This window comes from Cupriavidus sp. 291-E7, assembly GCF_057798835.1.
In genome coordinates this window covers 99,190-119,613 of record NZ_JBYOJV010000019.1, presented here as the reverse complement: position 1 = coordinate 119,613, position 20,424 = coordinate 99,190, and the positions used below count along the sequence as shown (strand labels likewise).

General features: G+C 66.6%; 19 protein-coding genes. 13 read left to right on the top strand and 6 right to left on the bottom strand.

Annotation, left to right across the window (positions count from 1 at the left end):
* Nucleotides 1-3: 3 nt before the first annotated feature.
* Nucleotides 4-1,224 carry an ISL3 family transposase gene (locus AC3FLX_RS26980; protein WP_488694692.1) on the bottom strand — a complete coding sequence of 407 codons (1,221 nt, stop codon included), beginning with the start codon at nt 1,222-1,224 and terminating at the stop codon, nt 4-6.
* A gap of 237 nt (nt 1,225-1,461) precedes the next feature.
* Between AC3FLX_RS26980 and AC3FLX_RS26975 the strand changes: the two genes are divergently transcribed.
* Together AC3FLX_RS26975 and AC3FLX_RS26970 are read left to right on the top strand one after the other, a co-directional pair.
* Nucleotides 1,462-2,439, top strand: a complete 978-nt coding sequence (locus AC3FLX_RS26975) for a SphA family protein (protein ID WP_488700406.1) — start codon at nt 1,462-1,464, stop codon at nt 2,437-2,439.
* Between the two features lie 192 nt (nt 2,440-2,631).
* Nucleotides 2,632-4,278, top strand: coding sequence for a CehA/McbA family metallohydrolase domain-containing protein (locus tag AC3FLX_RS26970; RefSeq protein WP_488700405.1), 1,647 nt, complete (start codon nt 2,632-2,634; stop codon nt 4,276-4,278).
* A gap of 26 nt (nt 4,279-4,304) precedes the next feature.
* On the opposite strand, the gene AC3FLX_RS26965 is transcribed toward AC3FLX_RS26970, so the two are convergent.
* Entirely contained in the window at nt 4,305-4,445 is a 141-nt protein-coding gene (locus tag AC3FLX_RS26965; protein WP_488700404.1) for a hypothetical protein, read from the bottom strand.
* 109 nt (nt 4,446-4,554) lie between these two features.
* Here AC3FLX_RS26965 and AC3FLX_RS26960 point away from each other — a divergent pair, with 109 nt between their 5' ends.
* From AC3FLX_RS26960 to AC3FLX_RS26945, 4 genes are read left to right on the top strand one after another with little or no spacing between them, the layout of a single operon-like run.
* Nucleotides 4,555-4,944, top strand: coding sequence for a PepSY domain-containing protein (locus AC3FLX_RS26960; protein WP_488700403.1), 390 nt, complete (start codon nt 4,555-4,557; stop codon nt 4,942-4,944).
* A 5-nt stretch (nt 4,945-4,949) separates the two neighbouring features.
* A complete protein-coding gene (locus AC3FLX_RS26955) occupies nt 4,950-5,621 on the top strand; it encodes a response regulator transcription factor (RefSeq protein ID WP_488700402.1) in 672 nt (223 codons plus the stop codon).
* Entirely contained in the window at nt 5,618-6,955 is a 1,338-nt protein-coding gene (locus AC3FLX_RS26950; protein ID WP_488700401.1) for a sensor histidine kinase, read from the top strand. The genes AC3FLX_RS26955 and AC3FLX_RS26950 overlap by 4 nt, the downstream gene beginning before the upstream one ends.
* Before the next feature lie 50 nt (nt 6,956-7,005).
* Nucleotides 7,006-8,646, top strand: coding sequence for a site-specific integrase (locus AC3FLX_RS26945; protein WP_488700400.1), 1,641 nt, complete (start codon nt 7,006-7,008; stop codon nt 8,644-8,646).
* An 11-nt stretch (nt 8,647-8,657) separates the two neighbouring features.
* Here AC3FLX_RS26945 and AC3FLX_RS26940 read toward each other — a convergent pair whose 3' ends face one another.
* Genes AC3FLX_RS26940 through AC3FLX_RS26925 form a run of 4 tightly spaced genes read right to left on the bottom strand, consistent with a single transcriptional unit; the run spans nt 8,658 to nt 12,799 of the window.
* Nucleotides 8,658-9,467: an SDR family NAD(P)-dependent oxidoreductase gene (locus AC3FLX_RS26940; protein WP_488700399.1), complete on the bottom strand. Its 810-nt coding sequence runs from the start codon at nt 9,465-9,467 to the stop codon at nt 8,658-8,660.
* Nucleotides 9,464-10,255, bottom strand: coding sequence for a citryl-CoA lyase (locus tag AC3FLX_RS26935; protein WP_488700398.1), 792 nt, complete (start codon nt 10,253-10,255; stop codon nt 9,464-9,466). The genes AC3FLX_RS26940 and AC3FLX_RS26935 overlap by 4 nt, the downstream gene beginning before the upstream one ends.
* Complete coding sequence (locus tag AC3FLX_RS26930) at nt 10,252-11,784, bottom strand: class I adenylate-forming enzyme family protein (RefSeq protein WP_488700397.1); 1,533 nt, start codon at nt 11,782-11,784, stop codon at nt 10,252-10,254. Before AC3FLX_RS26930 ends, AC3FLX_RS26935 begins: the two co-directional genes overlap by 4 nt.
* 16 nt (nt 11,785-11,800) lie before the next feature.
* Complete coding sequence (locus AC3FLX_RS26925) at nt 11,801-12,799, bottom strand: Bug family tripartite tricarboxylate transporter substrate binding protein (RefSeq protein WP_488700396.1); 999 nt, start codon at nt 12,797-12,799, stop codon at nt 11,801-11,803.
* A 99-nt stretch (nt 12,800-12,898) separates the two neighbouring features.
* On the opposite strand from AC3FLX_RS26925, the gene AC3FLX_RS26920 reads away from it, so the two are divergent.
* The 7 genes from AC3FLX_RS26920 to AC3FLX_RS26890 all read left to right on the top strand — a co-directional run bounded on the left by AC3FLX_RS26920 (nt 12,899) and on the right by AC3FLX_RS26890 (nt 20,389).
* Complete coding sequence (locus tag AC3FLX_RS26920) at nt 12,899-13,705, top strand: IclR family transcriptional regulator (protein WP_488700395.1); 807 nt, start codon at nt 12,899-12,901, stop codon at nt 13,703-13,705.
* A 99-nt stretch (nt 13,706-13,804) separates the two neighbouring features.
* Nucleotides 13,805-14,317: a DUF4381 domain-containing protein gene (locus AC3FLX_RS26915; RefSeq protein WP_488700394.1), complete on the top strand. Its 513-nt coding sequence runs from the start codon at nt 13,805-13,807 to the stop codon at nt 14,315-14,317.
* The gene (locus AC3FLX_RS26910) at nt 14,314-15,324 is read left to right on the top strand and encodes a vWA domain-containing protein (protein WP_488700393.1); all 1,011 of its coding nucleotides are present in this window, start codon (nt 14,314-14,316) and stop codon (nt 15,322-15,324) included. Before AC3FLX_RS26915 ends, AC3FLX_RS26910 begins: the two co-directional genes overlap by 4 nt.
* Nucleotides 15,321-16,901, top strand: coding sequence for a VWA domain-containing protein (locus AC3FLX_RS26905; RefSeq protein ID WP_488700392.1), 1,581 nt, complete (start codon nt 15,321-15,323; stop codon nt 16,899-16,901). Before AC3FLX_RS26910 ends, AC3FLX_RS26905 begins: the two co-directional genes overlap by 4 nt.
* On the top strand, nt 16,898-17,953 hold the full coding sequence (locus AC3FLX_RS26900; protein ID WP_488700391.1) for a BatD family protein: 1,056 nt from the start codon (nt 16,898-16,900) through the stop codon (nt 17,951-17,953). The genes AC3FLX_RS26905 and AC3FLX_RS26900 overlap by 4 nt, the downstream gene beginning before the upstream one ends.
* A 124-nt stretch (nt 17,954-18,077) precedes the next feature.
* Entirely contained in the window at nt 18,078-19,277 is a 1,200-nt protein-coding gene (locus tag AC3FLX_RS26895) for a formylglycine-generating enzyme family protein (protein WP_488700390.1), read from the top strand.
* Between the two features lie 68 nt (nt 19,278-19,345).
* Nucleotides 19,346-20,389: an HAD family hydrolase gene (locus AC3FLX_RS26890; RefSeq protein ID WP_488700411.1), complete on the top strand. Its 1,044-nt coding sequence runs from the start codon at nt 19,346-19,348 to the stop codon at nt 20,387-20,389.
* Nucleotides 20,390-20,424: the final 35 nt, after the last annotated feature.

Below are 20,424 nucleotides of genomic sequence, written 5' to 3'. Positions count from 1 at the left end.
GGTTCAACGAGGAATTCCGGGGAAGGCAGCCTTGATCTTCAGGAAGAAGTATTCCTCGTCGCGGTAGCCGTAGGCCCTACGCTTGATGACCTTGATGGTGTTGTTGATGCCCTCTACGACGCTCGTGTTCAGCGGGTGCCGGCATCGGGCGATGATGCCGTGCCAATAGGCTTTCAGGCGCTGGGCGAACAGTTCGAGAGCCGGAATCCGGCTCTGGCTTGCCTGTTCACACCAATGCTCCCACGCCTTTTGCGCCCATCCCGGGCGGCGGTAGAACCACAGCCGCTTGAGCTCGTCTCTCAGGATGTAGACCGTCAGCAACGGCTGATTGGCCTGCAGCACCTCGTTCAGATGCACGGCTTGAGGGTCGCTCAGGTTCTCCTTGTTGCGCAGCAGTAGCCAGCGCGTGGACTTGAGTACCCGTCTGGCCGGACGGTCGTGCCGCAGGCGGTTGGCCTGATCTACACGGACCCGGTCGATCACCTCGCGCCCGTACTTGGCCACGACGTGGAAGAGGTCGAAGACCACCTCAGCCTGCGGGCAATGCTCGCGGATCTCCAGTTCATAGGCGGTCGTCATGTCGATGGCAACGGCCTCGATGCGCTCTGCCGCGCCTGCCGGGAGTTGCGCAAAGAAGGCGCGCGCCGTCTCGCGCGAGCGGCCCTGACCGATCCAGAGCACTTGCCGCCCAATCGGATCGACCACCACCGTCGCATAGCGATGGCCCTTGTGCAGCGCGAATTCGTCCATGGCCAGGTAGCGGATGCTGGACCAGTCCGGCTCGACGACTGCCTCGCGCAGGCGCGCCTTGTCGATCGTCTTGACGGTATGCCAGCCCAGGTCATAGAAAGCCGCCACGGCCTGCACCGTGCAGTGACGCAGCAACTGCCCGCAGGCCTGCGCCAGCCTGGCTGTGACACGCTGGTAGCGCCCAAGCCATTCGAGCCGCTCGAGTCGCGGCCCCCCGCATTGATCGCACCAGACGCGCCTGCGGGGGACATGCAGCACCACCCGGTACTCGAACAGCGGAAGATCGCGCACGCGCCGCACCACCGTTTCATGGACCTGCCGGCACTTCGATCCGCATTCCTCGCAGTACATGACCTTGCTGACTGGCTTCAAGTACAGCGCCAGCGTACGGCTCTCCCCTTCAGGCCATACCACCCGATCCAGCCTGTAGCCATCCCAGCAGCCCAAGGCCTGCAGCGTCTTCCGATCCAGCATCCCGTTCCTCAACAGCCGTCTTAACGGCCATTAGGATACGGAATGTGGCAATTCAGTCCCCGGAATTCTCCGAAGAACCTTTTTTATTGGATCGATCGGGGCGGCGTTTTCCGGGGCGATGCACCATAAACACGAAGAAAACATTCAACTCGGCAACCTAGAAAAGTGAATTCCAATGGGGTTGGAATCTGCGAGGATTCTGCATCCGCATGGTGAATGCCCTCGCAAGGAAACCTCATGAAACGCGCAAGTTCGGCCTTCCTCGGTGCGATGGCCGCAATGGCCGCAACCGGGCTGCTGGCACCGCTGGCCGCGCACGCCACCGAGGGCGCGCTGGGGCGGCCGGTGGCTGGCACCAGCGTGTCGCCCAATGTAGGCGTGATCCCGGACCAACCGGTCTGGATCGCCAACCTGCAGCAGCTCTATTTGGACGGATCGATCAGCTCCGGCCGCGAAGTGGCGATTGGCGGGCGCACGACCGCGGGTATCGACGCCAAGGTCGCATTTACGCTGGCGACGATGATGAAGGTCTGGGACACCGGCCCGGGCGCATGGAATTTCGCATCGAGTTTTACGTTGCCGTACGTCTGGACCACGGTGCATGCCAACGCCGCCTTTACCGGCACGAATGGAGCGTTCTCGCGTGGCAGTTCGGACCGTGCGTCAAATCTCTATGACATCTACTTCTCGCCGCTGATTGCCGGCTACCACTTCTCGAAGACCAGCCATATGGCGCTGAGCTTCAATGTCTGGGCGCCCACGGGACAGTACGACAAGAACGCACTGGCCAATCCGAGCCTGAATACCTGGACCTTCGTGCCGCAGGTCGCCTTCACGCACCTGATGCCGCAATACGGGCTGGAATTCAACGCCGTGGCGGCGTTCCAATTCTACACGCGCAACTCCGCCACCAACTACCAGAACGCGCCGCTATTCACGCTGGACGTAATGGGCGTGAAGAAGTTTGGCAACTGGGGCGCTGGTCTGGTAATGGGTACGGTCCAGCAGCTGGGCGACGATACCGGCCCCATCGCCGATCGGCTGAACGGGTTCCGCGGCCACGACTTCACGATCGGGCCGATCATCACCTACGACACCAAGCTCGGCGGCAAGGCGCCGCTCTCCTTCAGCCTGCGATGGGTGCCCACTGTGACCAGCAAGAACCGGCTGGACAGTACCGCAACCGTCATGGCAACTGCCACGCTGGTCTTCTGATTCGGCGCCCGACGCCGAAATATCACCAAAGCATCACTTGGGTGTCATGTGACGCCGCCATCATCGCGTGCACAAATCCTTGCCAGTGCGGCTGGGACCTTGGGCACGCAATTCCCGTTGACGTTTGACTTCAAGGCCGAAGACGCACGGCTAAAAATGGTCGAATAATCAAGTAGTAAACGGGGAATTCTAATGCGTCACATCAAGTCCGCCATCGGCCTGGCCGCCGCCATGACCGTCGCTTTCGGCTTCTATGGCTGCAACGGCGACGACACCAGCGCGAGTAACACCACCACGCCGCCCGCTACCCAGCCGGCCGCGCCTTCGACGCCAGTTGCCGAGGTCACGGGCAAGTGGACCACGGGCGATCTGCATGTCCACACGACCGAGTCCGACGATGCACAAAGCAAGCTCGTCGACGTGCTGGACCAGGCGATGATCTCCAACAATCTCGACTGGACCGCGATCTCCAACCACCTGCGTGTGTCCACGCGAGACCAGAACGGCACGGCCATCGTCGGCGGTCCGCTGCCATTCTCCAAGGCGATGGCGGACTACGAGATTCCGGCGGTTCGCCAGTTGCAGGTCAACGGCAGCTATCTCAGCAAGCTGATCTTTTCGGCCTTCGAATGGGACATGCCGACCCACGACCATATGAACGTGGGCATCTTCACGGGCAGCCCGCTCGGCACGGCCACGAAGGCCGCGAACCAGTTCGAGTACTACTTCACTGATCGCCCGGCCGCCCAGTTTGATGCCGTGGACGTGGCCAACTGGAACGCCACCGGCACCAAGGGCTACACCACGCACGCGGACGCGGTGCGCGCCGTGGCCTGGCTGCGCGACAACTACCCGGACACCAGTTACGCGCTGATCAACCATCCGTCGCGCAACACGGGCAAGTACACGGCGGCGGACTACCGCGAGTTCAACGACACGGCGCCGAAGATCGCCTTTGCGGTGGAAGGCATGGTCGGCAACCAGATGGAACCGGACCGTGGCGGTTACGCCACCACTTATGTGGACGCCAACCTGAAGAACCGTGTCTACGGCGGCGTGGATTACGTGGTGGCGCAGGTCGGCGGCATCTGGGACGCGCTGCTTGGCGACGGCCGCCGGTTCTGGAACGTGGGTGACTCCGATCACCACTTCAAGACCGTTGGCACGAACAGCAGCGGCTACTTTCCGGGCGAATACGCCAAGACCTATGTCTGGATCGATAACCGGAACACGGGCATCAAGGGCGTGCTCGAAGGCGTCCGCTCCGGCAAGATGTTCTCGGTCTTCGGTGACCTGATCAATGCGCTGGACTTCAACATCGCCAGCGGCGCCGGTAAAAGCGAGATGGGCGGCGAACTCAAGGCCAAGGCGGGCGAGACGGTCACCGTGACCATCCGCTTCAAGAGCCCGGACCACAACAACTACCAATACCCGATCAATGGCGGTGTCAATGTCAACATGCGCCCCGTGGTGGATCACGTCGACCTGATCGCTGGCGATGTGACGCCGCGCGCCGCGACTGGTACGCCGGGCTACAGCAAGGAAACGAACGATTCGACCAAGGTGATCGCCACGTTTACGTCGACGGACTGGAAGCTGGACAAGGACGGGTATAACACCGTGACCTATACCTACACGGCCACGAAGAACCAGTATTTCCGTCTGCGCGGCACGAACCTGGGCATGAACGTGCCCGGCGAAACGTCCAACGGCAACCCGCTGCCCGACCAGAAGACCACCGTGACGGAACCCGACGCGCGTTTCAACGCGATCAACGCGCGCAACTACAACGACCTGTGGTTCTATTCGAACCCGGTGTTCGTGACGGTCGGCTCGTAAAGGCAAAGGCGGGGATGCAGCCTGTCCTAATGGCCTAGCGTCTGGAGCCAGAAGGGCAGGCCGGCCCCGGCCATCGCCACGGCCAGCGGCGCAAGCTGGGCCAGGCCTGCGCCAAGGGTGCGCAGAACCGGGGAGCGCGAGGTAAGCAGTTTGCGGGAACGTGACATGGTGCCGAGGTTGTGGGAATCTTGAGGGCATCATGCGCCGTGGTACCTGAATGGCACCTGAGCAATCCGTTCAGGCGCCGTTCAGCTTACCCGGCGAACAATGCCGCAGATGACTGCCTCGCCCCCATCCTCATCCGTCTCTTTCCGGTCCCGCCCCGCCACGCGGTGGCGTGCCCTTGCCCGTGTGGCGATCCTGCTGGCCGTGCTTGGCGCGGCGGGCACCGCTGGCGTTTCCCTGGCCGATACCGATGCCGACCGCGCCCGCGCAGCGCTACGCTCGGGAGAGATCCTGCCGCTGTCGCGCATCCTCGAAACCGTGTCTCGCCAGTACGCCGGTGATGTGATCGACGTGAAGCTCGACCGCGACGACGGCATCTGGAAGTACGAAGTCAAGCTGCTGTTGCCCACCAGCACCATCGCCAAGCTCGAATACGATGCGCGCGACGCCAGGCTGCTCAAGGCCAAGGGCCACGACCTCGAACGCGCGCGCAAGCCCTGACCGCCATGCGCATCCTGCTAGTCGAAGACGAAAGCACGCTGGCGGCACAGCTAATGCAGGTGCTGGGCCAGGCCGGCTATGCGGTGGACCATGCCGCCGACGGCATCGACGCCGAGCACCTTGGCACCGAACACCCCTACGACACGATAGTGCTGGATCTGGGCCTGCCCCGGCTCGACGGCCTGACCGTGTTAAAGCGCTGGCGCCAGGCCGGTAATGACGTGCCGGTGCTGATCCTGACCGCGCGCGATAGCTGGGTGGAAAAGGTGGAGGGCATCGATGCCGGTGCCGACGACTACCTGACCAAGCCATTCCGCACCGAAGAACTGCTCGCCCGTATCCGCGCGCTGATCCGCCGCTCCGCTGGCCGTACGTCGCCGACGCTGGCCTGTGGCCCGGTGCTGCTGGCGCCCGGCAGCGGTCAGGTGAGCGTGAACGGCAGCCCCGTCACGCTGACCGCGCATGAGTTCAAGGTGCTGGACTACCTGATGCACCACCAGGGCGAGATTGTCAGCAAGACCACGCTGACCGAGCATATCTATGCGCAGGATTTCGACCGGGACAGCAATACGATCGAGGTCTTCGTCGGCCGCTTGCGCAAGAAGCTTGGCGTCGACGTGATCGAAACCGTGCGCGGCCTCGGTTATCGCATGCGCCCGCCGGCCGACGCGGCATGAAGCGCGCCTCGCTCGCGCGGCGCCTGCTGCTGATCGCCACGCTGTGGGTTGCGGGCACGCTCTGCACTACGGGATGGCTGCTCGACACACTGTTCGGCCGGCATGTCGACCGCACCTATATCACGGAGCTGGACCGCGACCTGACCAGCCTGGCCGCCGCGCTGGAATGGCGTGGCGACAATCAACTCGAACTGACACGGCAGCCGGCCGATCCTCGCTTCGAACTGCCGTATTCGGGCGCCTACTGGCAGGCGTCGTCAGGCACGCAGACGCTGCGCTCGCGGTCGCTGTGGGACGTCGATATCCCGGCCGCCGTGGAACGGCAAGTCGGTCTTGGCGATGCCGACGTGCGCGTCGGCCCCAAGGACCAGTCGCTGCTGGTGAAGACGCGACGGCTGCAATTGACCGGTGGCGACGCGTTCGTCGACATCACCGTCGCGCTGGACCGCACGGAGCTGCGGCAGGCCAAGCGGTCGTTCCGGCATTTGCTGTGGCTGTCGCTAGGGGTGCTTGGCGTGGGCATCCTGGGCGCCGTCTGGGCCCAGGTGCGCTTTGGACTGGCGCCGCTGGCGCGATTGCGTGCGGCGGTGGCGCGGCTGCAGGCGGGGCGCGAACCGACGCTGCCGGGCGACTGGCCCGCCGAAGTCCAGCCGCTGGTCGACGAGATTCACCTGCTGCTGCGGCGCAATCATGAGGCCGTCGAGCGATCTCGCCGGCAGGCGGCGGATTTGGCGCATGCGGTCAAGACGCCGCTGGCGATCCTGGCCAACGATGCCGCCACCTTGCCCGCGCCTGCATCGCAGCGCGTGGCGCAGCAGGTCGATGCCATGCGCAAGCAGGTGGACCGGCACCTGGCGCGCGCCAGGGCGGCGGGGGCCGGCGGGGCGGCAGGCAACGCCGTGGCGATCCGGCCCGCCGTGGAAGAACTCGTGCGGGCCTTGCAGCGGCTGCATGCGGACAAGCCAATAGCGGTCCAGATCGACGGACAGGCCAGCTTTGCGGGCGACCGCCAGGACCTTGTGGAAATGCTCGGCAACCTGCTCGATAACGCCTGGCAGTGGGCGCAGGGCCGGATCCGCGTTGCGCTGGTGCCATCGGAGAACGAGGTGGAGATCCGCATCGAAGACGATGGCCCCGGCATGCCCGACGACGTCATGATCCAGGCGGCGCAGCGCTTTACGCGGCTCGACGAGTCCGCCGACGGTAGCGGCCTTGGATTGGCCATCGTACGCGATGTCAGCGCGCTTTATGGCGGCACGTTTGCGCTGGCAAAGTCTCCGCTGGGCGGGCTGGCGGTCAGCGTGCGGCTACCTGCCGCGTCCAACGCTGGCTGACCGGGCCAATCGGGTATCATCGCGCCCTTTGCCGTTTTCGCTCCAGTCCCTTGTCTCAAGCCGTACCCAGCGCCGCAGCACGCCGCCGCCAGCGGCCGCCCGTTGCCCCGGCGCGCCTGCTCGGGCCTCATCACTTTGCCTATTACCGCGGTCATCTGCAGGGTCTCGACCTTGGGCGGCTGGCCACGCGCTATCTGACGCCGGGCCTTGACCTGCGCCAGGCGCGTACCACGCTGGCCTGGATCGAAGGCGAGCTGGTGCGCGGCGTGAAGCGCCTGGCAACGCGGCCCCGGCACGATGGCGAAGCCACGATCCTGACCGAGAAAACGTGGCTGGCCATGATCGTGCCGCCGTCCGGCGAGCGCGGCGCGGCCAGGCAGACAAGGCAGCGCAAGCTGCTGCGGGCGCTGGACGCGCTGCAGCCGCTGCTGCTGGCGCACCCATCACCCGGCGACGCCGTTGCGGGCTGGTTCACGCCCGCCGTTGCCACGCGGCTGGCCGATGCGGGATGGCCGACGCTAGGCGCGCTACGGACGGCCGTGGCCGCCGATGCGCGTCACTGGTATCGCCACGCGCAGGGCATCGGTGACGCGACGGCGCGCGAGATCGAGGCATGGCTGCGCGCGCAGTCGCTGGAAGCTGGCGCGCCCGAGCTGCCGCCGAATCTGGCCCCGCTCGAATCGCTGAAACACGCGGCGGCCCAGTCGGATGTGGGCGCCGTTCAGGCATGGCTTCAGGGCTATCAGCCAGAGGGCAGCCACACCTGGCGCAGCTATCGCACACAGGCCGAGCGCTTTCTGCTTTGGACGGTTTTCGCGCGCGGCAAGACGCTGGGCCGCCTGGACGCGGAAGACTGCGGCGCATACCTGGCTTTCCTGGCCGACCCGCAGCCGGCCGCGCAATGGGTGGGGCCACGCGGCACACCACGGGACCGCCATGACTGGCGGCCGTTCGAAGGCCCGTTGTCGCCGGCCAGTATTCGCCACGCGGGCAAGATCCTGAAGGCGCTCTGCGGATGGCTGGTGCGGCAAGGGCACCTGCAAGCGAATCCGTTCGAATCGGCCGCGATGCCGGATGCCCAAAGCGCGCCGCGCATTCAGGTGGATCGCAGTCTTGGACGTACCCAATGGCAGCATCTGAAACGGTACGTCGGAGACTTGCCGGCGGACGATCCCCGTGCGGCACGGCTGCGTTTCATGCTCCGGCTGGCGCATGCCACGGGACTCCGCGTTTCGGAGCAGGCGCAGGCACTGGTTGGCCATCTGGCGCTGGCCGATGGGTGGAAGCTGAGCGTGCCCGGCAATCGTTCACGCACCAATGCCTTGCCGGAGACCGTCATCGATGCCTTGCGCGATCACATGGAGGCGCGCGGACTGGGACGAGACTTCGAGCGCTTGCCCGCCACTACGCCGCTGATCGGACGTGTTCAGCAGGGTGCGGACGACGTGCCGCTGTCGGTCGCGCAGGTGGCCGCGATCTGGAAGCGCTGCTTCACGCGCGCGGGGCAATGGCTGGCCGACGACGATCCCACGGCAGCCGTGCGGCTTGCGCAGGCCAGCGCGCACTGGCTGCGGCATACGGCGGGCGCCCATGCGCTGTCCAGAGGCATGGCGCGCAAGGCCGTGCAGGAGCAGTTGGGCCATGCCTCGATCAGCACTACCGCCGCCTACGCCGACGTCGAGCTGCATTAAGGCGCGCGGCGCTATACGTATTTGCCGGTCAGGCCGCCATCGACCACCAGTTCGGTGCCGGTGACATAGGCCGCCGCATCCGACACCAGAAACGCGCACGCATGGGCGACGTCCCATGCGGTACCCATGCGTTGCAACGGCACCTGCCTGCTGCGTGCTTCGCGCGCATCGTCGAGGCTGGTCTCCGAGAACTGCCTGGCCACGGTATGCGCGATGCGCGGCGTATCGATCAGCCCCGGCACCACGCAATTGGCACGGATACCGTGCGCCGCATATTGCTGCGCGATCATGCGCGTGAACTGGATCACGGCCGCCTTGGTCACGCAATAGGACAGGTGCGGGTAACCGAGGTAGCGCAGTCCCGCCACCGACGAAATCGTGACAATGGCGCCACGCCCGCGCTCGACCATCGATGGCAATACCTGCTGCGATGCCAGCAGCAGGCTGCGCACATTGACGTTGTGGGCGGCGTCGAAGTCAGCGATGTCGGTGTTCAGGGGGCCGCCGGGCTTGCCGATGCCCACGTTATGGTGCAGCACATCGATGGGACCAAAGCACTCGCGTGCCGCGGCGAACAGGCGCGCGATATCGGCCTCCACCGCCACGTCGCCGACGAACGTTTCCGCCGTGCCGCCTTCGGCGCGAATCAGCGCGGTGGTTTCGGCAGCCGACGCTGCGTCGCGATCCGCCACACAGACCCGCGCGCCAAGGCGCGCATAGGTCAGGCTGGCCGCACGGCCGATGCTCCAGCCGGGGCCTGCCGAGCCGCCGCCGGCTACGAACACGGTCCGGTCTTGCAGGCTCAACGGCAGGGCGTTCATCTGCCGTCTCCGTGGGGCGCGTTGCCGGCGTATGGAATGGCTTCCTCGACCACGTCCCAGATGTAGCGCCCCGATGGGCTTTGCTGCTCCTCGACGATATGCGCGACCAGCCCCGCCGCGCGCGAAATCACCGCGAATCCACGCATGACGGCGGTCGGCACGCCGATTTCGCCAAGCAGGGCGGCCACCGCACCCGTGGCGTTGATCGTGATCGGGCGGCCCGATACTTCGTCCACGGCTGCCGACAGGCGTTTCAACGCACCGATGTGCGCGCCACCGAGTTCGCTTTCGGCTTGGCCAAGCTCCAGCAGCTTGTAGGCGCGCGGGTCCACCGGCTTGTGCAGATGGTGGCCGAAGCCCGGCACCGGCGCCTTTCTCTCCTTGCAGTCGCGCGCGATGGCCAGTGCTTCGGCATCGGGGTCCTGCGCGGCAAGAATGCGGTCCAGCAGCACCGAGCAGTTTTCCATCGTGCCGACAAACGAGCTGCCCACAGCGAGCAGCCCGGCGGAGACCGCGCCCTGCAGGTTCTCGGGGGCGCTCATATAGATCAGCCGCGTGGCGATCGCGCTGGGCGTCAGGCCATGTTCCATCAGCACGACCAGCACCATGTCCGCAATGCGCATGTCCACGGGGCGCGGTGTGCGGCCCAGGATCTGCATCAGCATCACCTCGGTAAAGGTCTTCTTGCCCAGCAGGTCTTCCACGAGATCGGCGTCGCGGTAGTGTAGGCTGGTCAGGGTATGGGTGCAGAGCCGGGTCACCGGCTTTTGTTTTTCTTGCTGACTCATGATTGGTCTCCGGTGGTGGGCAACTCGGCCAGGGCGTGGTCGCGCACGGTGTTCTTGAGCACCTTGCCGACGGTCGAGCGCGGCAGGCTGGCATGGAAGTGGATCTGCTTGGGGGTCTGCACGGGACCAAGCCGCTCGCGCACGAAAGCGATCAGGTCGGCGGCGGCGGCCTCGCAGCCGTCGCGCAATTGCACGGCGGCGTGTACGGCTTCGCCCCATTTGTCGTCGGGCACGCCAAACACGGCGCACTCGTGCACGGCCGGATGCTGGCCCAGCGCGTTTTCCACATCGATCGGGTAGACGTTGAAGCCGCCGGTGATGACCACGTCACGCAGGCGGTCCTTCAGGTACAGGTAGCCGCGCGGATCGATCAGGCCCCGGTCGCCGGTATGCAGCCAGCCATCGACGATCGTCGCGGCCGTCAGGTCCGGCCGCTTCCAGTAACCGGTCATGACCAGATCGCCCCGTGCCACCACTTCGCCGACTTCGCCGGGGGGCAGCAGGCGACCATCGGGCGCCATGATGGCGACATCGCTGAACCAGGTAGCGCGGCCCACCGAGGCCAGATTGCGCTCGTCGTCGAAATCCTCGGGGCCGATGACGGTCAGCAGTTGCGGCGCTTCGGTCTGGCCGTAGGTGGTGGCCACCACGGGGCCGAAGAATTCGCGTGCCTGGCGGATCTTCTCCGGGGGCATCGGTGCACCGCCATAGATCAGGCGGCGCAGCGCGGGGTAGTCGGCACGGGACGCGCCGGGTAGCGCCATCAGCATGTAGATCAGCGTCGGCGGCATGAAGCAGATGGTTGCCCCGCGATGGCGGAACGCGGTCCGCACGGCTTCGGCGCCGCTGCCTTCCATGATCACGTGGCAGCCACCCTGTGCCAGGATCGGCATCACATAGGTGGAGGTGCCGTGCGTGATCGGGGCCGCCATGACGTAGCGATCCGCCCCGGTAAAGCCCCAGGCGTGGATCTGGTTGACGATATTGGCAAGCCACGCGCGATAGGGCTGCATCACGCCTTTCGGTGCGCCGGTGGTGCCGCCGGTGAACTTGATGGCCTGCGTGGCATCGCGGTCCAGGTCCAGCACTGGGCGCGCGGCATCGGGATACTGGACGATGGCCGAAGCCAGCGTTTCGCCGCGCCCCGGTGCGCGTGCGTGGTCCGTATAGATGCGCGTCCCCGGTGCACCGTCCAGCAGCGCCTCACATCCGGCATCGAGCACGATGATGCCCGGTTCGGTCGCATCGAGAATGCGCCGCAATTCAGGCTGCGTGCTTTTTGGATTCAGCGGCACCCAGATCTTGCCGCTGGCCAGGACCGCCAGCAACGCAACGATGTGCTGCGCCGAGTTGCCGGCGCAGATGCCTACGCAGCGCTGCGGCGCGGGATCGATGCGAAGGAAATGCGTGGCCAGGGCCGCCACCTGGGCAGCCAGCTCGCGATAACGGTATTGGCCGTCGGGCGCGTCGATGGCGATGTTGTCGGGCCAGCGGTCGGCAGCACGCCAGAACAGGTCGATCGGAAGCATGGGATTCTCGGACTCCTTAGTTGACGCGAGCGCCCGACTGCTGCACCACGTCGTGCCAGCGCTTGATTTCGGACATCGCGAAGGTGCGGCACTGTTCCGGCGTGCCAGGCTCGGGCGTGGCCGCCAGGTCCCGCAGACGGTCGCGCACTTCGGTATTGGCCAGTGCCTTGTTCAGGGCGGCGTTCAGGCGGTCGACCACCGGTCGCGGGGTGCCGGCCGGCGCGGAGATGGCGAACCACGACTGGACATCGAAGCCGGGATAGCCGGATTCGGCCACGGTCGGCACGTCGGGCAGCAGCGGCATGCGCTGTGCGCTGGTTACGGCAATGGCGCGCAGCTTGCCGGATTTCACATGCGGCAGCGCTGACGGCGTGTTGTCGAACATCGACTGGACCTGTCCACCCATCAGGTCCGTCACGGCCGGTGCGCTGCCTTTGTAGGGCACGTGCAGCATGTTGGCGCCGCTGCGGGCGCGGAAGATCTCGCCGGACAGATGGATCGACGAACCGCTGCCCGATGAGGCGAACGTCACCCCGTTCGGCGATGACTTCGCCAGCTTCACATAGTCCGCCACGCTCTTGACCGGCAGGCTGGGGTTCACCACCAGCACGTTCGGAATCCTGGCGATCATGCCAACCAGTTCGAAATCCTTTGCGGGGTCGTAATTGAGCTTGTCGTAGAGCGTGGCGTTGATCGTGTTGGCGATGGTGTAGACGTAGAGCGTGTAGCCGTCCGGCGCGGCCTTGGCCACGACCTCCGCGCCGACGTTGCTGTTGGCGCCGGCCCGGTTTTCCACGACCATCGGCTGCCCCAGCGCCTCGCCCATCTTCTGGGCCACCAGCCGCGCCAGCACGTCGGTGGCGCCGCCTGCCGCGTAGCCCACCACCAGCCGCACCGGCCGCGTGGGATAGCCGGCATCGGCGGCCCGGACCAGGGAAGGGCCGCACGCCAGCGCGGTGGCAAGAACAAGGGCATGGCTGATCAGGCGCCTGCGCGCCGCGCTACGGATGGTCATGATGGCTGTCTCCTGTTATCGAATATCGTGGCCAGTGCGCGTCCGTCTGCTCGATGTGCGGCATACTGCGGACTGCTTCCGGCCAGCAAATTCTTTCCGATGACCTCTCGTACTGCGAATCGAAACGTCCGGCAGGCGGACGTTTTGCCGCCGCCCGCCGAGGAGGGCACCCGTGCCCTGCGACGCGGCCTGACGCTGCTGGACGCCATCCTGGCCGGCGGCAAGGATGGCCTGCGCGTGGTGGATCTGTGCCGCGCGGCCGGTCTGGAGCGGCCCACCGTATACCGCCTGCTGGCAACGCTGATCGAGTGTGGCTACGTGGTACAGCGTGGCCGCTTCCGCTACGGAAAGGGGCCAAGACTGGCGGCCTTGCCGCAGCGCGGGGAATCGGCCGATCTGGCCGAAAGGCTCAACCCCGTGCTGGCACGCATCAGCCAGAACTGCGGCGATGCGGCGTTCGGCATCATCCGCGATGGATCGCTGTCGCGCTGCATTGCGCGGCATGTCGGCACGCATCCGGTGCAGGTACTGGTGATCCAGGTGGGCACGCGCCAGCCGCTTGGCGTGGGCGCCGCGGGCCTGGCGCTGCTGGCCGCGCTGCCGGACCCGACCGTGGACGATGTGATTGCTACGAATGCCGAGGTGCTGGCGCAATACGGCGGCATGACGCCGGATCGCATGCGCATCCTGATCCGCGCCACGCGCGAACGCGGGTATTCGGTGATCGGCAATCACGCCACGCGCGGCGCGCTCGCCGTGGGTATGGCGGTGGCGGACCGCGACGGCGAACCCGTGGCCGGCATCAGCGTGGCCACCACGCTGGCGCGCATGCCACGCGAACGGCAGCAATTGCTGGCGCGGGTCATGCGCGACGCCGTCCGCACCTTGCTGCCGCAAGGTCTTTGACGCCGGCGGTTGCCGATTTCATTCAACATCCCGGTCCAAAACTCTTAATTCGGTTTCCTTGCGCCAGGGCGTAACCTGCCCGCATGCCGGCGGTCCGGCATGCCTGAGGGGAGGGTACACACGGTGACCGATCTGGCCGATATCGTCACGCCGCTTCCGCCATCCTGGTTACCTCAAACGCCCGGCTGGCTGGTGCTCGGCGTTGGCATGCTCGGTGCGCTGCTCTGGCTGGGCTGGCGAACGTGGCGTCACTGGCGCGCAAATCGTTATCGCCGCGCCGCGCTGCGGGAACTTGCGCGCCTGCAGCCCGCGCTGAATGCCGATGGCCAGGCGCGTGCCCATGCGCTGCTGCTGGTGGCGGAACTGCTCAAGCGCACGGCGTTGGCGGCCTGGCCGCGCGAAACGGTGGCCGGCTTGTCGGGGACCACCTGGCGCGATTTCCTGCGGACCCACGCCGGCAAGGCCACGGACGCCGTGCCGCCGCTGGCCGTTCTGGTCGAGACCGAGTATCTGGATCGCGCCGCGCTGGCGCATTGGCCGGCACAGCAGGCAACCGATACCGCCACGGCCTGCCGCCGCTGGATTGCCGGACATCAGGCGCCGCAACCATGATCGCGTTCGCCTATCCGTGGCTTTTCGCGCTGTTGCCGCTGCCCCTGTTGGTGTGGTGGCGCCTGCCGCCGTATCGGGAAAGCAGTGCGTCGGTACGTCTGCCGTTCTTTGGCGAAGTGGCGAGCGCCGCGGGATTGCAGCCGTCCGCCGGCGCTCACGTGCCCCGGCGCAACCTCGCACAGCACTTGCTGGCGCCATTGGCATGGGCACTGGTCGTCGCGGCACTGGCCCGGCCGCAGTTCCTGGAACCGCCCATCTACAAGACCGAGCCAGTGCGCGACCTGCTGCTGGCGCTCGACCTGTCGCAGTCGATGGATACCCGCGACTTCCGGAATCCGGCCGGTGTAGTGGAAGCGCGCGTGCAGGCCGTGCGGCAGGTGGTCAGCGACTTCGTGGCACACCGGCCCGGAGATCGCATCGGCCTGATCGTATTTGGCGACGCGCCGTATCCGCTGGCGCCGTTTACGCTCGACCACGCGCTGGTGCGCACGCTGATCGATGACATGGTGCCGGGCATGGCCGGCGCCAGCACGTCGCTCGGCGACGCCATCGGCCTGGGTATCAAGATGTTCGACAACAGCCACGCCGCCGAAAAAGTGCTGATCCTGCTGACCGATGGCAATGACACGGCCAGCCGCATGCCTCCGGCCCAGGCGGCCGATATTGCCAAGGCCCGTGGCGTGGTGGTGCACACCGTGGGAATTGGCGACCCGGCGGCCACGGGCGAGCAGAAGGTGGATCTGGAAACGCTGAAGCGCATTGCCTCCACCACGGGCGGGCGCTACTTCTTCGGCGCGGACCAGACCGCGCTGGCGTCGATCTACGCCACGCTGGATCGCGTGACGCCGCACAAGGAAAAAACGTTGAGCTGGCGGCCGCGCCGTGAACTGTTCATGTGGCCGCTGGGCGCTGCCGTGCTGCTGGTGGTGGCGTATCAACTGGCGATGGCAGGCTATGCGCGTTCGGCGACACGCGCACCCGCCATCCGCAAGGAGCCGGCGGCATGAGCGAATGGCTGCATACGCTTGGCCAGTTCCACTTCCTGCGGCCGTGGTGGCTGCTGGTGCTGATTGCCGCCGTCTGGCTGCCGTGGGCGGTGGGCCGGCAAAGCGATATGCGGCGGCGCTGGCGTGGAACCATCGCACCGCACCTGCTCGATGCGCTGGTCGTGAACGGCGATCAACGGCGCGCGGCGCGCCCCGTGCACCTGACCGCGCTGGCATTGGCGTTGGGTGCCATCGCGCTCGCGGGCCCAACCTGGGAGCGCGAGCGGCCACCGTTCCTCTCGGACAAGGCGCCGCTGGCGATAGCGGTCGACCTGACGCCGGAGATGAATGCCATCGACATCACGCCGACGCGGCTTGAGCGGGCCAAGCTCAAGGTGAAGGCGTTGCTCGCGCATCGTGACGGCGGACGTACCGCGCTTTATGCCTACGCCGGTTCCACGCATCTGGTGCTGCCGCTGACCGACGACGCGAGCCTGCTGCAGACCTTCGTGGACGCGCTGCAAACCGCCATCATGCCCGTGCCCGGCAAAGACACCGCGCGTGCCGTCGGCACCATCGACGCAGCGCTGTCGAAGGAGCCGGTGCCCGGCACGATCCTGCTGCTGACCGATGGCGTCGAGGCCACGGCAGCGCAAGCCTTGCAGAAGCGCGACAAGCGTACGCAGGTCGTGGTGCTGGCGATTGGCACGGCGGCAGGCGGCCCGTTGAAGTCGGGCGACGGCGCGGCCCCCGGGCTTGACGCGGCGGCGCTGCATCGGCTGCGCGACGCGGGCATTCCCGTGGCAACGCTGACGACCGATAGCGACGAGGACGTGGCCTGGGTGCAGCGTCATATCCAGTCGCATGTGGAGCAGGCCAGCGCGCAAGACACCCTGCGCTGGCACGATGCGGGCTGGCCGCTGACGATTCCCATCGCCGTGCTCACATTGCTTTGGTTCCGCAAGGGTTGGTCGATCCGCTGGCTGGCCGCCCTGGCGTTGGTGGTGCCGATGCTCGCGCCCCCGGCCGATGTCCGCGCGCAGGGCAGCCCCGCGCCACGCGGCTGGCACTTCATCGATCTCTGGCTCACGCACGACCAGCAGGGGCGCCGGGCCTTCGAGCGCGGCGACTACACGGCGGCTGCAGCGCTGTTCGACGATCCGATGTGGCGCGGCGTCGCGCTCTACCGCGCGGGCAGGTTCGAGGATGCGGTGCGCGCCTTCGAGCAGATCAGCACGGTCGATGCGCAGTTCAACCTGGGCAACGCGCTTGCGCAGCAGCAGAAATATCAGGAGGCCGCCGCCCGTTACCGTCTGGTGTTGCAGCAGCGCCCGGGATGGGAGCCCGCGCAACGCAATCTGGCGTTGATGACGCAGCGCATCGAGCGCCAGAAACAGCAGGACAAGGGGGACGAGGAACCCCCCGATCTGAAGCCCGACAAGATCGAGCTGGATGCGGGCAAGCCGCCACCGCCTCCGGGCGGTGACAAGATGCAGCAGGGCCTGGTGCAGCAGAACGCCGATATGTGGATGCGCGCGATCCAGACCTCTCCCACGGAACTGCTGGCGCGCAAGTTCGCGCTGCAGGCCAGGCCATGATCGCGCGGTGGCTGGTCTGGTTGTTGCTCTGGCTGACGGCCACGGCGCAGGCCGCGGACCCCACGGTGCGCGTCAGGATCGTGGGGCAGCAGCCCGTGGTCGCCGGGCAGTCCGTGCAGGTCGAGGTGACGATCCTGGCGCCGAATTTCTTCCTGTCGGCACCTGCGTTTCCGGCGCTGCAGGTGCCGGGCGCGGTGATCACGATGCCAGACGAACGCGGCGTCAATTCGACCGAAACCATCGACGGCACCAGTTACGCGGGCATCCGCAAGACCTACGTGTTCACCCCGCAGACAGGCGGCGATTTCGTGCTGCCGACGCCGGACATCCACTTCACCTATTCCGGTGTAGACGGCAAGCCCCACGACGCCAGCGTGATCCTGCCGGCCACCACGATCCATGCCGCCGGGCAGCAACGCACACCCGCGCAGGCGGATGCCGGCGCGCCGACACTGCCAGCGGCGCGCATCCATATCGGGCAAGCCTTCGACCAGCCCATCAGCGGCAAGGAGGCCCATCTTCGCGCGGGGGATGCGCTCGTGCGAACCATCACGATGTTTGCGCCCGGCACACCGGCCATGATGCTTGAGCCGCCCGTGCTGAAGGCGCCACGTGGCGTGCGCCAGTTCCACGCCGATCCGGTGCTGCGCGACGGCGTGGCCGCGACTGGCGATGAACCGGCGGGCGCCACCGGCGGCAGGCGTGTGGAAACCGTGACCTACGTGTTCGAAAGCGGCGGCCGCTACACACTCCCGGCGGTTTCGGTGTCCTGGTATGACCCGGCCACCGGCAAGCGCGCGCAGTCGACGCTTCCGGCCGTGACCGTCGATGTCGGACGCGCCGCGCCCGGCATCGGCCTAGCGCCGACCGGTGGTTCGCCGGGGCTGCCGGACTGGCTCGATACGCGCACCGCCGCCGCGCTGGCCGCGTTGGCACTGGTGGTCGGCTATGCGGCGTATCGCTGGCTCGGCGGATGGCGTCCGCGCTGGCATGCGGCGCATGCCGCGAAGAAGCGGCAGGCTGGCGAGCCGCTGCCGCCGCTGAATCCGTAGGCGACATCGGCGACAAAATCATTCAGATCAAAAACCAAAATTTTGCATTCCGTTCTTGCCGGACGCCCACCCATACTTGGATGGCCGGATCAGGTGATGGCGCCGTACCTTGGAGGGAGTGCCGATGGAACACAAGCGACCGCGCGGGGCCTTGGCCACAGCAGCGCCAGCCTGGCGCCGCAACGCATGGCTGATGGTCCTGGTGCTGGGCATGGCCGTTGCGGGTGCGGGCGCGTCGTACTGGTACACCGCGAGCGCTGGCCGTGCGGCCGCAGGGGCCGCCGTCCGGCCGGGCGATGGCGTGAGTGGTCCGCGCGGCATGGTCCATGTGCCAGGCGGCGAATTCCAGATGGGCAGCGACCACAAGATGGCGCAAGCCAATGAACGGCCGGCGCACAAGGTGCAGGTCAAAGGCTTCTGGATGGACCAGCACCATGTCACCAACGCCGAGTTCCGCAAGTTCACAGAGGCGACCGGCTATGTGACCACTGCCGAGCGCGCGCCGGACTGGGAAACCATGAAGGTCCAGTTGCCGCCGGGTACGCCACGGCCGCCCGACAGCGCGATGGTTGCCGGGGCGATGGTGTTCGTCGGCACCCGTAGCCCGGTGCCGCTGCGCGAATACTGGCGCTGGTGGCGTTTTGTGCCCGGTGCAGACTGGAAGCACCCGGACGGCCCCGGCAGCAATATCGAAGGCAAGGACAACCATCCCGTGGTGCAGGTCTCGTACGAAGACGTGCAGGCGTACGCGCGCTGGGTCGGCAAGCGGCTGCCCACCGAGGCCGAATGGGAGTTTGCGGCGCGCGGTGGCCTGGAGCAGGCCACCTACACCTGGGGCGACAAGTTTGCACCCGATGGCCGCCAGATGGCCAATGTCTGGCAAGGCCAGCAGGTGCAGCCGTTTCCGGTGGTCAGCGCCAAGGCGGGCGGCGCGGCGGGCACCAGCCCCGTCGGCACGTTTCCCGCGAATGGCTATGGCCTGTACGACATGACCGGCAACGCCTGGCAATGGGTTGCCGACTGGTATCGCGCGGACCAGTTCCGGCGCGAGGCACGAACCACCGCGGCAGTGCTACAGAACCCCGCCGGGCCAGCGGACTCCTGGGACCCGACCGAGCCGGGCGTGCCCGTATCGGCGCCCAAGCGCGTGACGCGCGGCGGCTCGTTCCTGTGCAACGAGGACTTCTGCCTGAGCTACCGCCCCAGCGCGCGGCGCGGGACCGATCCGTACACGAGCATGTCGCATCTTGGCTTCCGGCTGGTCATGGATGACGGCACCTGGGCCGATATGCGCAGGCAGCCGGCGGTCGCATCAAGACAATAAGCCGGCGCCATTCAACGACGAGGGAGAGTTGCGTGAAGGGATTCGTCACGGCAGGAACTGACCGGCGTCTGCACCATGCGTTGTCGCGCCTGGCCCTACTGGCGTCATTGCTGGCGGCGTTGGGCGGCTGTGCGTCGGCGCCCGGCACCGATACGGCCGCGGCCACGCAGCCGGCTGGCACGGCCAGCGCTGCCACCGCGTTGCCATCGTGGCGCGACGGCGCGGCGCGGCAGACGATCGTCCGCTTCGTGGAGGCGGTCACCCGCCAGGGTACGCCCGAGTACGTGCCGCCAGCGGAGCGCATCGCCGTGTTCGACAACGATGGCACGCTGTGGAGCGAGCAGCCGCTGTATTTTCAGTTCTTCTTCCTGCTGGACCAAGTGCGGGCCGTGGCGCCGCAGCATCCCGAATGGAAGAACAACCCTGCATTCAAGGCGTTGATGGCCAACGATATGGCGGCGCTGATGCGCGAGGAAAAACGCCTGCTGCCGCTGATCGCCACGGCTAACGCAGGCATGACGGTGGATGAATACGACCGCACGATCCGCGCGTGGCTGGACAGCGCGCGGCATCCCAAATTCAACCGCCGCTATACGGATCTGGTGTACCAGCCACAGCTGGAACTGCTGAGCTACCTGCGCGCGAACGGATTCAAGACGTTCATCGTGTCCGGCGGCACGATCGAATTCATGCGTCCGTGGGCGGAGCGCGTCTACGGCATCCCGCCCGAGCAGGTGGTCGGCTCCACGCAGACCGTCACCTATGAGGTGCGCAACGGGCAACCGACGCTGGTGCGTGGCCCCAAGCTCGAATTCATCAATGACGGCCCCGGAAAACCAGTCGGCATCTATCGGCAGATTGGCAGGCGGCCCATCCTGGCCGTGGGCAATTCCGATGGCGACCTGCAGATGCTGCAGTACACGATGGCCGGCACCGGTCAGCGATTGGCCGTGCTCGTGCATCACGACGACGCGGAACGCGAATTCGCATATGACCGCAAGTCAGGCATCGGCAAGCTGGACAAGGCGCTCGATGAAGCGCTAACGCGCGGTTGGACCGTCATCAGCATGAAGCAGGACTGGGCGCGGATATATCCGTCAACACAACCCTGAACCTCCGCAACGCCCTGAAGCACAACAACGGAGCT